Raw genomic sequence first — 13217 nt, 5'->3', positions numbered from 1 at the left:
TGCGCCGTGCGGGCCGTGGCCGCAACCCTCCGTCCACCGCTCGGGCAGGCACCGGACGGTGCCCCCACGGTGGCCGTCGATGTGCCGCGTGTCGCGCGGACCGTGCCCGCCGGGCGGTCAGGACCGGGCGGAAACGGGATCCAGCGCCGTGCGGTGCAGGATCCGCTCGCGGTGCGGGCCGTCGGCGACACACACCAGGTAACACCCGGTGCCGGGGCGCAGCAGCGCCGGAACGTCCAGCAGGGCGGCCCCGCGCACCAGGACGGCGGCCAGCTCCCGGTCGGTGATGCGGACGCCGAGGATGTGCCGGCGGACGTGGCGACCCCCGGCGAGCAGGGCCGCCCGCCAGGCCGCCGCGGCCAGCCGGGGCCGCCACGCCCGCCGTACGGTCGACGCGCCCGGGACCGGCCCGCCCAGCAGTTCGCGCCGGCCCTGCCGCCAGCCGGCCTCCAGCACCCGCGCGTACGCGGGCCGGTGCTGGCGTGGCACGGAGAGCCGGTGCAGCTCGTAGCGGCGGCGCAGACCGCCGACGGTCACCTCGTGCTCGATGGGGACGTCCAGCCGGCCGAGCAGCTGCCCCATCCGGTGCGCCGCCTCCTCCCGGTTGAACTCCACGGACGGGGGGCGGTGCTCCGCCACCGGCCGACGGGTGCCGGCGACCGTCGGCGGGGGCGTGCAGCGCAGCAGGCAGGCGGCCTCGAACGCGTCGGCCAGGGTCGACCAGTCCAGCGGCGGCGGGCTCGAGGGCAGGCGCGGCCGATCGAGCACGATCTGTTCAAGAGCCAACTCAGGCACTCCTTGTCGGCGTCGGGGTCCCTCCTACCGTGGTCCCTCGACGCCGACGGGGAAACCGATCGGCCCCAGCCTTGAGGAAATCTTGCGACTGATTTACAGCTCGGTGACGATCACGTCGACCTGGCGTGACCGGTTCGGCGGGCCGGGCTGCTCCCGCACCTGGTACTTCAGGTCGCGCAACGCGGTCAGCAGCCCGTCGACCGTACGCGGCCGGGCACCCGCGGTCAGCAGGTCACGGACCAGCCGTCCCTTGGTCGCCTTGTTGAAGTGGCTCACCACCGTCTGGACGGGCACGCCGTCGACCTCCCGCTCGTGCAGCACCCGGACGGTCACCGTGCGCTCGGCCACCTCGCCGCGCGGCGCCCAGGTGGCCGCGTACGCGCCGGAGCGCAGGTCGAGCACGGGCCCGTCGCCGGCCGCCTCGGCCATCGCGGGCGCGAGCGCCCGCCGCCAGTACGCCGACAGCGCGCCGGGCCCCGGCAGCCGCGCCCCGATCGGGCACCGGTAGGGCGGGATGCGGTCGGTGAGGCGTACCGCGCCCCAGAGTCCCGAGCTGATCAGCACCGACCGGCGGGCCGCCCGCTGCGCGGTCGCCGGCAGCGTGGCGAGGTCGAGCGCCTCGTAGAGCACCCCGGTGTAGACGCGGCCGGCGGGCGCGGTGGCCGCCGCCCGCAGCCGGGCGTTGCGGCGCAGCTCGCCGCGTTGGCCCTCGCTGAGCCCCAGCGCCGCCCGGGCCGCCTCCTCGTCGCCGTCGGCGCAGAGCGCGACCAGCGCCGTCAGCACCTCCTCCCGGGCGCCGGTCAGCTCCGGCAGGGAGAGCCGGGCGAGGTCCAGCCGCCGGCCGGTGCCGGCGTCGGCCTTTCCCTCGGAGGGCGGCAACAGGATGAGCATCGGTGGACTCCTCGTCCGGCGCGGCGTGCGCGCACCGGTGCGGCCAGCGTACGGGCCGGTCCTACCGCCACGGTCGTACCGGCGTCTGCGGGTGGTACACGCGATACCCGCCCACCTCGGCCACCAGCGCGGCGTCGGCCCGGTCGCCCAACAGACCGCGCAGCCGCCGCTCCGCCGCCGATCCTGCCTCCAGCACGTACCCGGGCCGGTCGGCTCGTCCCACCTGCCGCCAGTACGGCCGGTAGCGGTTCTGCCCGGGGGTGAGCTCGCCGTCGAGCACCGCGCACACCACCCCCTCGGCCGTGTTGAAGATCAGCCGGTTGCAGGTCCAGTAGTCCCCGTACACCTCGCGGGGGCCGCTGGCGCGCAGCCGGTCGGCCAGCTCGCGGGCCTGCCGCTCCTCGACGCGGGACGCCGCGACGCCGGCGCCGGCGAACAGCACGGTGACCACCAGCATGGTCGCGGCCAGCGCGGCGAGCGCGGCGGTGGCCAGCGCCCCGGCCAGCCGGCCGAGCGCCCCGACCGTGCCCCGCCAGCAGGCGACCGCCGCCACCCAGAGCGGCCAGAGCACCGCCGGCAGGGAGAGTTGCAGCACCGACAGGTACCGGGCGTTGTCCAGCGGGCTGGTGGCGGCCAGCGGGCTGCGCACGTACGACAGCAGGGTCAGCGCCGCGCCGACGACCAGCGCGAGGTGCACCACCGGGGCGACCCGCCCGCCGCGCGACGCACCCGCGGCCCGGCGGTACGCGAGGACGGCGAACCCGGCGGCGACCGCCAGCAGCACCGGGTAGAGCAGCCCGAACCACCCCTGCCAGCGCGCGCAGCCGTCCACGGGGCAGAGGCCGGTGGCGAGCGGCACCCCTTCCAGCAGCCCGCCGTCGAGCCGCCGCGACCACGGCGGCGTCGGCCCGGCCCGGGTGCTGATCTCCCGGAACACCGACAGCGAGTCCTCGCCCGGCGGGGCGAGGAGGTTGTCCCGGATCATCGGTGCGATCCCGACGACGAACCCGGCCAGGAGCAGCACCCCGGCCACGCCGAGCAGTTCCCGGCGGGCCACCCACACCAGCGCCAGCGCGGCCACCGCCAGGTAGGGCAGGATCAGCCAGTCCGACCAGACGGAGACCCCGGCGAGCAGGCCGAAGAGCCCGACGGCCAGCCGGCGGTGCCGTACCGTCCCCCGGGCGAGTCCCACCGTGACCAGCAGCATCAGCAGCACCGCGACCTTGACCTCGGGACGGCCGCCGACCACGGTGAGCTGGTCCCGGACCACCCGTTCCCCGCCGAGCGCCAGCAGCCCGACGACCCCCGTGGCGAACCAGGGCGAGCAGATCCGCCGGGTCAGCCGGTACATCAGCCACAGGAAAAGGGCGTAGAGCAGCAGCAGCGGCAGGCGCAGCAGCGGCCAGCTCGGCCCGGCCACCGCGACCAGCGGCGCGGCCAGGTAGGACTCCAACACCCCCATGTAGCGCTGCCCGTAGAGGAAGACGGGCAGCCCGCGGCCCTGCGCGATGTGCAGCGCGGCCAGCCCGAACGTCGCCTCGTCGCTGTTGGAGACGGGCACCGTGTGCAGGGTCAGGACCAGCCGGTAGCCGACCCCGGCCAGCCCGAGCAGCAGTGCGACGAGCGCCGGCCGGTCGAGCTGCCACCGCCCCCGCCACCGCCACGGCTTGCGCACAGGTTGCGACACGACCAACGCCCCCGTCGTCGTCCCGACCGGAGTGTTTCACGCCGCCGGGGCCGGGCGGGGCGGATCGGCGCAGCCAGCGGCCGGGAAGATCGCCTCGCGTGGCCGAGGTGGCCAGGTTGTGGCAGGGTTGCTGGCGTGCCACCCACTGCCGCCGGCCAGTTGGCCGTACCCACCCTGCACCGGGCCGCGCGGATCGAGGACGCCGTCCACTCGCTGGTCGAGCGCCGGCTGCGGCGCACCGGCTGGCGGACGAACATCATCGCGTACACCGGCTACGGCGCGCCCGGCTGGGTGCGGGTGATGTGCCGGGTGCTGCTGGGCCGGCCGGACACCCGCCAGCGGGGCCGGCTGGAGAAGGTACGCGGGTGGCGCAGCTTCACCACGCTCCCGGCCAAGCACGTCACGGTCACCATCGAGGCCGGCGGGGAACGGCACGAGGCGCAGGCCGACCGCAGCGGGTTCGTCGACGCCGTGGTCGAGGCGGACCTGCCGCCCGGCTGGGGCTCGGTGCGGATCAGCATGCCGGACGCCGAGCCGGTCGAGGCGCCGGTGCGCATCCTCGACCCGGAGGTGCGCTTCGGCATCCTCTCCGACATCGACGACACGGTCATGGTCACCGCGCTGCCCCGCCCGCTGCTCGCCGCCTGGAACACGTTCGTCCTCGACGAGCACGCCCGCACCGCCGTGCCCGGCATGGCGGTGCTCTACGAGCGGCTGGTCACCGCCCACCCCGGCGCCCCGGTCTTCTACCTCTCCACCGGCGCCTGGAACGTGGCGCCGACACTGACCCGGTTCCTGTCCCGGCACCTCTACCCGGCCGGGCCGCTGCTGCTGACCGACTGGGGGCCGACGGCCGACCGCTGGTTCCGCAGCGGCCGGGAGCACAAGCGGGTCACCCTGGCCCGGCTGGCGCGGGAGTTCCCCGACGTGAAGTGGCTGCTGGTCGGCGACGACGGGCAGCACGACCAGGAGATCTACCGCGAGTTCGCCGCCGCCCACCCGCAGAACGTGGCCGGGGTGGCGATCCGCCGGCTGTCGCCGACGCAGGCGGTGCTGGCCGGTGGCCTGCCGGCTGCGCCCGGCGAGTCCTCGGCGGGGCCGGTGGGGCAGAAGTGGCTCTCCGCGCCCGACGGCGCGGGCCTGTGGAAGCTGCTGCGCGACGCCGGCCTGGTCTGACGCCAGGCGGGGTTCACCGGGGCTGGAGCAGCCCGCGTTCGGCCATGTGGGCGCGCAGCGTCTCGGCGTCCTCGGGGGACATCAGGTGGCGTGGGATCACGGTCGCCGGCATCCGGCCGACGTACACGATCCAGAACTCGGGGGTGTCCCTCACCTGGGTCACCCCGTCCCAGGCGATGCCGCCGGACTCCGAGCCGCTACGCATCATGATGTTGTCGTCGGTGATGTCGTAGGCGCCCTCGACGGCGTAGCGCCCGGAGCGGCGCCGGGCGCGTAGCCGCACCCACGGCGAGTACAGCATCGACAGCAGGCCGCCCAGGACCAGCGTCAGGGACAGCGGCGAGATCTTCTCGCCCCACGCGAACCCCCGCGAGACGGCGAAACCGATCACCCCGACCGCCACCAGCACGGCGCCGATGTAACCGAACTTGCGCAGCCGCACGCTGCTGAGTGCGGCAGCGACCCGGCCCGGGTAGGCGGAATCGGCGGGGACGTCGAAACGGATGTGCACGCCAGAACGATAGTGCCCCCACGCCGCGTCGAGTCGTCCGCCGACCAGCGCCGACGGCGTCGAGCGGTGACGCGTTCCCGGCCGGGGTCGTCACCGGGTGGCTGGCCCGCTGTGCCAGCATCGCCTCGTGCGCAACGAGCGACGCCTACGGACCAGGACGCCGGAGACACGAGCCTTCGCGGAGCGCGTACGGCTCGTCATGAACCTGACCGCGCGCCTCAACGCGCTGCCGTTCGACGACCTCGACGCGCGCCGGACGGTGCTGACCGAGATCTTCGGTGGGCCGGTCCCCGACTCGCTGTCCATCCTGCCCCCGTTCTACTGCGACTACGGGCTTGGAGCGTCGTTCGGAGAGCGGGTGTTCATCAATCAGGGATGCTTCTTCCTCGACTACGGGGGAATCACCATCGGTGACCGCGTCATGATCGGTCCCCGGGTGACCCTGAGCACGTCCGGGCACCCGGTCGAGCCCGCCGAACGGTACGACTTCATCACCCACGCGCCCATCGTCATAGAGGACGACGTGTGGATCGGCGCCGCGGCCACGATCACTCCCGGCGTGACGATCGGCCGCGGCTCGGTCGTCGGCGCGGGCGCCGTCGTCGCGAAGGACGTGCCGTCGCTGAGCGTGGTGACGGCGACGAGCGCTGTCGAGCGCAGGCGCCTGAGGGGGTCTCCGGCCTCCTGAGGCCCGCGGCGGTGGGAAGGGCGGCAGTGGGCGGCCGGTCTCAGGCACTGCCGCCCGTCGCCCCGCCCCGTCCCGGCCGGCCCGCGTCCGGTTGGCCTCTCACCGTCGGTCATCCAGTGACCCCGGTCGGTGAATCATGTGAAGAATACTTGCGAAACTGCGCGACAACGTTGAACATCTTTTCGTGCGTAGAGACTATGGTCGATTCCTTCCCGGGCTGGCGCTGGTGGCGGCGCTGGCGCTCGGCGCGGCCGTCCCCACGGCCGCCCCCGTCTCCCGTCCCGCCACGCCGGACACCGTCCCCGTCGCCGCCCAGGCGGCCTGCGTGACCGACCCGGCCACCCCGAAGCGGCAGTTCCGCGGCATGTGGATCGCCAGCGTGGCCAACATCGACTGGCCCAGCCGCACCGGGCTCACCCCGGCCGCCCAGCAGGCGGAGTACCGGGGCTGGCTCGACCTGGCCCAGCAACGGCGGATGAACGCGGTCGTCGTGCAGATCCGCCCCACCGCCGACGCGTTCTGGCCGTCGACGTACGAGCCGTGGTCGCAGTGGCTCACCGGCACCCAGGGCACCAACCCCGGCTACGACCCGCTGGCCTTCATGGTCGCCGAGGCGCACGCCCGCAACCTGGAGTTCCACGCCTGGTTCAACCCGTACCGGGTGGCCAACCACACCGACCTCACCAAGCTGGCGGCCAGCCACCCGGCCCGCAAGAACGCGGGCTGGGCCGTCGCCTACAACGGTCAGCTCTACTACAACCCCGGCATCCCGGCCGTCCGCGCCTTCGTGCAGGACGCCATGATGGACGCCGTCCGCCGCTACGACATCGACGCGGTGCACTGGGACGACTACTTCTACCCGTACCCGGGCAGCGGCGGGGGCTTCCCCGACGCCGCGACCTACGCCCAGTACGGCGCCGGGTTCAGCAACATCGGCGACTGGCGGCGCAACAACGTCAACCTGCTGGTCCAGGAGATGCACAACCGGATCCAGGCGGTCAAGCCGTGGGTGCGGCTCGGCGTCAGCCCGTTCGGCATCTGGCGCAACGCCGGCACCGACCCGCTCGGCTCGCGTACCACCGGCCTCCAGTCGTACGACGCGATCTACGCCGACACCCGCCGCTGGGTGCGGCAGGGCTGGATCGACTACATCGCCCCGCAGATCTACTGGCACATCGGCCACACGGCGGCCGACTACGCGGAGCTGGTCCGCTGGTGGTCCGAGACCGTGACCGGCACCGACGTGCAGCTGTTCGTCGGGCAGGCCACCTACCGGGCCGGGGCGTCCGGGCAGGACGCCGCCTGGCAGGACCCGGCCGAGCTGACCGACCACCTGACGCTGAACCGCACCTACCCCCGGATCCTCGGCGACATCCACTTCAGCGCCAAGGACGTCCGCGCCGACCGAATCGGCGCCGTCTCCCGGGTGGCGACCGACCACTACCGCCGGCCCGCGCTGGTGCCGGCCGGGGTGGGCGGTGCCGCGCCCGCCGCACCGAACCTCACCTCGGCGGTACGCGGCACCGGCGGCGTGACCCTCACCTGGCAGCGCGGCGCCACCGGCAGCACCGCCGCGTACGCGGTGTACCGGCTGCCCGGCGACGGCGCGGTCGACGCCTGCGACCTGGCCGACGCCCGGAACCTGCTCGGCACGGTCCGCGCCTCGGGCACGACCGGGACGTTCGTCGACGCCACCGCCGCGGCCGGCTCGACGTACCGCTACCTGGTGACCGCGCTGGACCGGCTGCACCACGAGAGCGTGGCCAGCAACGCGCGGACCGTCACCGGCACCGGCGCGACGTTCAGCGTGATCGTGGACAACGCCACCGCCGGCGGCTTCACCGCTGCCAGCACCTGGGGCACGTCGTCGTACCTCGCGACGCGCTACGGGGCCAACTACCGGTTCGCGAACCCCGAGGCGGTCAGCGACCCGGCCTGGTTCACCGCCACGCTGCCCGCCGCCGGCTCGTACCGGATCGAGGTCTGGTACCCGGCCGACCCCGGCTACAACAGCGCCACGCCGCACCTGGTGGCGACGGCGAACGGGACCGTGACGGCCAAGGTCGACCAGCGCACCGGCGGTGGGCAGTGGCAGGTGCTGGGCACCTACGACCTCGCAGCGGGGACGCGCCAGGTCGTCGGGGTCAGCCGCTGGACGAGCACGACGGGGTACGTCGTCGCCGACGCCGTCCGGATCACCCGACTCTGAGCCGCACCGACAGCGGGAGATCCTGGTAGGCGGGCGTCCCTCCGGGGGCGGACTCCCTGCCAGGATCTCCCGCGTCGGTCAGGTCTGGTCGCGGCGCAGCCAGAGGACGCCGAGCGGCGGCACCCGCATCGCCGCGGAGGCCGGCATCCCGTGCCACGGCACGTCCTCGGCGTGCACCTCGCCCAGGTTGCCCACCCCCGAGCCGCCGTAGTGGTGGGCGTCGGTGTTGAGCACCTCCGTCCAGGTGCCGCCGGCCGGCAGCCCGATCCGGTAGTCCTCCAGCGGCCGGGCGGAGAAGTTCGCCACGCAGACCAGGGTCGCGCCGTCGGGGGCGATCCGGACGAACGAGACCGTGTTGTTGGCGACGTCGTCGCCGGCGATCCAGCGGAAGCCGGCCGGCTCGGTGTCCTGCGCCCACAGCGCCGGGGTGTCCCGGTAGACGCGGTTCAGGTCGCCGACGAGGCGTTGCACGCCGGCGCGAGCCGGGTCGTGCAGCAGGTACCAGTCGAGGCCCCGCTCCTCGCTCCACTCCCGGTCGTCGGCCAGCTCGCAGCCCATGAAGAGCAACTGCTTGCCCGGGTGCGCCCACATGTACGCCAGCAGGGCGCGTACGTTGGCCAGCCGCTGCCAGGTGTCGCCGGGCATCTTCCCGGCCAGGGAGCCCTTGCCGTGCACCACCTCGTCGTGGCTGATCGGCAGCACGTAGTTCTCGCTCCAGGCGTACGCCAGGGAGAACGTGAGCTGATGGTGGTGGTGCTGCCGGTAGACCGGGTCCTTCGAGGTGTAGAGCAGGGTGTCGTGCATCCAGCCCATGTTCCACTTGAACCCGAAGCCGAGCCCGCCGTCGGCCGTGGCGCGGGTGACCCCCGGCCAGGCGGTGGACTCCTCGGCGATCAGCACCACCCCGGCGTGGTGCTTGTAGACCGTCGCGTTCACCTCCTGCGTGAACGCGATGGCCTCCAGATTCTCCCGGCCGCCGTACCGGTTGGGCAGCCACTGCCCCTCCTGCCGGGAGTAGTCCAGGTAGAGCATCGAGGCCACCGCGTCCACCCGCAGCCCGTCGACGTGGAACTGCTCGCACCAGTAGAGCGCGTTGGCGACCAGGAAGTTGCGCACCTCGGGGCGACCGAAGTCGAAGACGTACGTGCCCCAGTCGGGGTGCTCGCCCCGGCGCGGGTCGGGGTGCTCGTAGAGGGCGGTGCCGTCGAAGCGCGCCAGCGCCCACTCGTCCTTGGGGAAGTGCGCGGGCACCCAGTCCAGGATGACGCCGATCCCGGCGGCGTGCAGGGCGTCGACGAGGTGGCGGAACTCGTCGGGGTCGCCGAAGCGGGACGTCGGCGCGTAGTAGCCGGTGACCTGGTAGCCCCAGGATCCACCGAACGGGTGCTCCATGACGGGCAGGAACTCCACGTGGGTGAAGCCCAGCCCCGTCACGTACGCGGTCAGCTGCTCGGCCAGCTCCCGGTAGCTCAGGCCGGGGCGCCACGAGCCGAGGTGCACCTCGTAGACGCTCATCGGCTCCTGGTGCGGCTGCCGACGGCCGCGCCGCTCCAGCCAGTCGGCGTCGCCCCACTCGTACGTCGAGCGGTGCACCACCGACGCGGTGGCCGGCGGCACCTCCGCGTACGCCGCCATGGGGTCGGCCTTGTCCCGCCACTGCCCGTCGGCGCCCAGGACGCGGTACTTGTAGCGGACGCCGGCGCCGACGCCCGGCACGAACAGCTCCCACACCCCGCTGCCGCCGAGTGAGCGCATCGGCCAGCCGTCGTCGGGCGCCCAGCCCGCGAAGTCGCCGATTACCCGGACCCCGCGCGCGTTCGGCGCCCAGACGGTGAACGCCACGCCCTCGTCGAAGACCCGGGCGCCGAGGGCCTCCCAGAGCCGCTCGTGGCGGCCCTCGCCGATCAGGTGCAGGTCCAGCTCGCCCACGGTGGGCGGGTAGCGGTACGGGTCGTCGTGGAGGTGGCCGTCGACCTCGACGCGGTAGTCGAGCACCTCGCCCGGCACCTCCGCCTCGAACACCCCGACGTCGTGCACCCGCCGCATGGGCTGCCGTACGCCGTCCACCACGACGGCGACGTCGGCGGCGCCCCGGCGCAGCGTCCGGACGACCGTCCGCCCGTCGGCCGGATGCGCGCCGAGGATGGCGTGCGGGTCGTGCGTGGCGCCGGCGATCAGCTGGTCCATCGGGCGTCGTCCTCCTGGGCGGGAGCGGTGGGGGCGGTGCCGCCCGAGAGATCGTCGGGGACGTCGGCGACGGTCAGGTCCGGCGCCCCGGTCGCCGCTGCCGGGCCGGCGTCGGGATCGGCGGCCGGGCGGCGCACCGTCAGCACGTGCGCCGGTTGCAGGTACGGGTCGAGGCGTACGGCGTTGCGCTGGCCCCAGTCGTAGCTGGTGCCGGTCAGCTCGTCGTGCACCGTGAACCGGTCGTGCCAGTCGAGCCCGAGCGCGGGCATGTCGAGCGTGGTGTTGCCCCACTGCACGGCCTGCGGGTCGAACGAGCAGACCACGAGCACCGTGTTGCCCGTCTCCGGGTCGTGCTTGGACCAGCAGAGCAGTGCCGGGTTGTCGATGTCGTGGAAGCGCAGGTTGCGCAGGTGGTGCAGCGCCGGGTTCTCCCGGCGTACGCGGTTGAGCACGGCGATGAACGGGGCGAGGGAACGGCCCTGCGCCTGCGCGTCGGCCCAGGCGCGGGGGCGCAGCTCGTACTTCTCGTTGTCGAGGTACTCCTCCGCGCCGGGGCGGGCGGTGTGCTCGAACAGCTCGTAGCCGGCGTACATGCCCCACGAGGGGGAGAGCAGCGCGGCCAGCACCGCCCGGATCTTGAACATCGGCGGGCCGCCGTGCTGCAACGACTCATGCAGGATGTCCGGCGTGTTGGGCCAGAAGTTCGGCCGCATGTAGTCGGCCGCCGCCACCAGCTCCTCGCAGTACGCCCGCATCTCGGCGGCCGAGGTGCGCCAGGTGAAGTACGTGTACGACTGGGTGAACCCGATCTTGCCGAGCCCGTGCATGATCGCCGGCCGGGTGAACGCCTCGGCGAGGAAGAGCACGTCCGGGTCGACCTTCTTCACCTCGGCGATCAGCCAGTGCCAGAAGTCGAACGGCTTGGTGTGCGGGTTGTCCACCCGGAAGATCCGGATGCCCTCGCCGACCCAGTGCAGCACCACCCGCAGGATCTCCGCCCGGATGCCGTCGGGGTCGTTGTCGAAGTTCAGCGGGTAGATGTCCTGGTACTTCTTCGGCGGATTCTCCGCGTACGCGATGCTGCCGTCGGCCTGGGTGGTGAACCACTCCGGGTGCTCGGTCACCCACGGGTGGTCCGGCGCGCACTGCAACGCCAGGTCCATCGCCACCTCGATGCCCTGCTCGGCGGCGGCGCCGACGAAGTCCCGGAAGTCCTCCGGCGTACCCAGGTCGGGGTGGATGGCGTCGTGGCCGCCCTCGGCGGCGCCGATCGCCCACGGTGAGCCGACGTCGTCCGGCCCGGCGGCGAGCGAGTTGTTGCGGCCCTTGCGGTTGACCCGGCCGATCGGGTGGATCGGCGGCAGGTAGAGCACGTCGAAGCCCATCGCGGCGACGCCCGGCAGGCGCTCGACGGCGGTCGCGAAGTTGCCGGAGCGCGCCGGGGCGTCGACGGTGGCCGGGACGGCGCCCTCGGAGCGGGGGAAGAACTCGTACCAGGCGGAGAAGAGCGCGCGCTTGCGGTCCACCCAGATGCGGCGCTCGTCGCCGGTGGTGACCAGTTCGCGGACGGGGTGCTCCCAGAGCAGGTCGGCCAGCGCGAGCGCCGGGGCGACCCGCCGGGGCAGCTCCTTGCCGGCATCGCCCAGCGCCGCCACGGCCGCGCGGACCCGACCCGCGTCGCCGGCCGGCACCAGCTCCACGGCCGCGCTCAGCACGCGTACGCCCTCGGCGAGATCGTTGGCCAGGTCCTCCGGCCCCTGCCCGGCGGCGATCTTCTTGGTGACCGCGTTCTGCCAGGTCAGGTACGGATCCTGGAACGCCTCGACGGCGAAGACCCACTCGCCGATCGCGTCGGGGCGGATCACGGCGTGCCAACGGTCCTGCCCGGGTTCGCCGGGACGCATCCGGGTGAACGGCCGGTCCTGCCCGTCGGGACCGCGCCAGGCGACGTTGCAGCCGAGGGCGTCGTGCCCCTCCCGGTAGGCGCGGGCGGACACCGGCACCGGCTCGTCGATCACCGCCTTGGCCGGGTAGCGACCGCAGGAGACGACGGGGGAGACGTCTTCGATCGGAAACCGTCCAGTCACCGATTCAACCTACTGCGCGAGATCCTTTCGCGCGCGGCCAAGCACCCCATCGCCCTGACAGCCCGGTCCACCGCCGTCCCGGCCGGCGGTGCGTCGCCTGATTCCCACGTGAGCCGGTGGGTGGCCGGGTCAGTGCCGGTTGCGCCATTCCTTGGCCCGCCGCACGTAGCGGAGCACTCCGGCGGGGCCGGTGGAGGCGGGCCAGTCGTCGGTGCGGAACCAGGCGTCGGATCCGCCGTCGAGGAAGATCACCGAGCCGCAGAGGAAGTCGGCGGCCGGCGAGAGCATGAATGCCACCCAGTCGCCGACGTCTTTCGGGTTGCCGCGTCCGCCGATCGGCACCGCCAGCCCTTCGACGGCGTCCTTCTCGCCGCGGGCGATCTGTTCATCGAGTAGCGGGGTGGCGATGATGCCGGGGGCGAGGACGTTGACCCGGATGCCGGCACCGGCCCACTGCGATGAGATCGCGCTGCGCCGCGCCCACCGCGTCACGGCCATCTTCGAGCTGGCGTACGCGAAGGGCGCGGAGCGGCTGCGGAAGCGGCCCACCACGCGCAGCGCCTTGGCGGCGTCGCGGGCGAGCAGGGCTCGCACAGCGCTTTCGGGGACCATCGGGGTGAGGGTGGTGGAGTTCGACCCGAAGACCACGACCTTGCTGTTGCCGGCGAGGGCCAGCGCGGGCCGCCACGCCTCCAGCAGGTCCACGACGCCGAAGTAGTTGACCTGCTGCACGAGGCCGTCGCGTCCCGGGATGCCGCCGAGCCCGGCGGCGCAGACCGCGCCGTCGAGCCGGCCGCCGGCGCGCTCCAGGACGTCGGCCGCCGCCGCCGCGCGTCCCTGCGGGGTGGACAGGTCGGCGACGACCTCGACGTCGCGCAGGTCCACGCCGATGACGGTGTGGCCGTCGGCGCGCAGCCGATCGGCCGAGGCCCTGCCCATGCCCGAGGCGGCGCCCGTCACCGCGTACGTACCCATGTCGTTCCCTT

The 13217-nt window shown here is 73.6% G+C and carries 10 protein-coding genes; 3 read left to right on the top strand and 7 right to left on the bottom strand.

The window, feature by feature from the left end:
• Positions 1-117: 117 nt before the first annotated feature.
• From ACGFIG_RS23470 to ACGFIG_RS23460, 3 genes are all read right to left on the bottom strand, one after another.
• On the bottom strand, positions 118-786 hold the full coding sequence (locus tag ACGFIG_RS23470) for a hypothetical protein (RefSeq protein ID WP_393006145.1): 669 nt from the start codon (positions 784-786) through the stop codon (positions 118-120).
• 102 nt (positions 787-888) lie between these two features.
• Positions 889-1686, bottom strand: coding sequence for a peroxide stress protein YaaA (gene yaaA, locus ACGFIG_RS23465; protein WP_393006143.1), 798 nt, complete (start codon positions 1684-1686; stop codon positions 889-891).
• 61 nt (positions 1687-1747) lie between these two features.
• Complete coding sequence (locus tag ACGFIG_RS23460; RefSeq protein ID WP_393006141.1) at positions 1748-3373, bottom strand: hypothetical protein; 1626 nt, start codon at positions 3371-3373, stop codon at positions 1748-1750.
• 135 nt (positions 3374-3508) lie between these two features.
• On the opposite strand from ACGFIG_RS23460, the gene ACGFIG_RS23455 reads away from it, so the two are divergent.
• Positions 3509-4549 (top strand): App1 family protein, encoded by a 1041-nt coding sequence (locus ACGFIG_RS23455; protein ID WP_393006139.1) that lies wholly within the window; start codon positions 3509-3511, stop codon positions 4547-4549.
• Between the two features lie 13 nt (positions 4550-4562).
• Here ACGFIG_RS23455 and ACGFIG_RS23450 read toward each other — a convergent pair whose 3' ends face one another.
• Positions 4563-5060, bottom strand: a complete 498-nt coding sequence (locus ACGFIG_RS23450) for a YcxB family protein (RefSeq protein WP_393006137.1) — start codon at positions 5058-5060, stop codon at positions 4563-4565.
• A 199-nt stretch (positions 5061-5259) separates the two neighbouring features.
• On the opposite strand from ACGFIG_RS23450, the gene ACGFIG_RS23445 reads away from it, so the two are divergent.
• Both ACGFIG_RS23445 and ACGFIG_RS23440 read left to right on the top strand, forming a co-directional pair.
• Positions 5260-5748, top strand: coding sequence for a sugar O-acetyltransferase (locus ACGFIG_RS23445; protein WP_393006135.1), 489 nt, complete (start codon positions 5260-5262; stop codon positions 5746-5748).
• Between the two features lie 184 nt (positions 5749-5932).
• Complete coding sequence (locus ACGFIG_RS23440) at positions 5933-7957, top strand: family 10 glycosylhydrolase (RefSeq protein WP_393006133.1); 2025 nt, start codon at positions 5933-5935, stop codon at positions 7955-7957.
• A gap of 78 nt (positions 7958-8035) precedes the next feature.
• On the opposite strand, the gene glgB is transcribed toward ACGFIG_RS23440, so the two are convergent.
• The 3 genes from glgB to ACGFIG_RS23425 form a co-directional block, all read right to left on the bottom strand.
• Positions 8036-10144 (bottom strand): 1,4-alpha-glucan branching protein GlgB, encoded by a 2109-nt coding sequence (gene glgB / locus ACGFIG_RS23435; RefSeq protein ID WP_393006131.1) that lies wholly within the window; start codon positions 10142-10144, stop codon positions 8036-8038.
• Positions 10132-12231 (bottom strand): maltotransferase domain-containing protein, encoded by a 2100-nt coding sequence (locus ACGFIG_RS23430; RefSeq protein ID WP_393006129.1) that lies wholly within the window; start codon positions 12229-12231, stop codon positions 10132-10134. The genes glgB and ACGFIG_RS23430 overlap by 13 nt, the downstream gene beginning before the upstream one ends.
• Before the next feature lie 129 nt (positions 12232-12360).
• Positions 12361-13206 carry an SDR family oxidoreductase gene (locus ACGFIG_RS23425; protein ID WP_393006127.1) on the bottom strand — a complete coding sequence of 282 codons (846 nt, stop codon included), beginning with the start codon at positions 13204-13206 and terminating at the stop codon, positions 12361-12363.
• Between the last annotated feature and the right edge of the window lie 11 nt (positions 13207-13217).

Origin of the sequence: Micromonospora sp. NPDC049048, from assembly GCF_043197615.1 — a bacterium.
GTDB lineage: Bacteria > Actinomycetota > Actinomycetes > Mycobacteriales > Micromonosporaceae > Micromonospora.
This window is presented reverse-complemented; position numbering and strand designations above follow the sequence as displayed.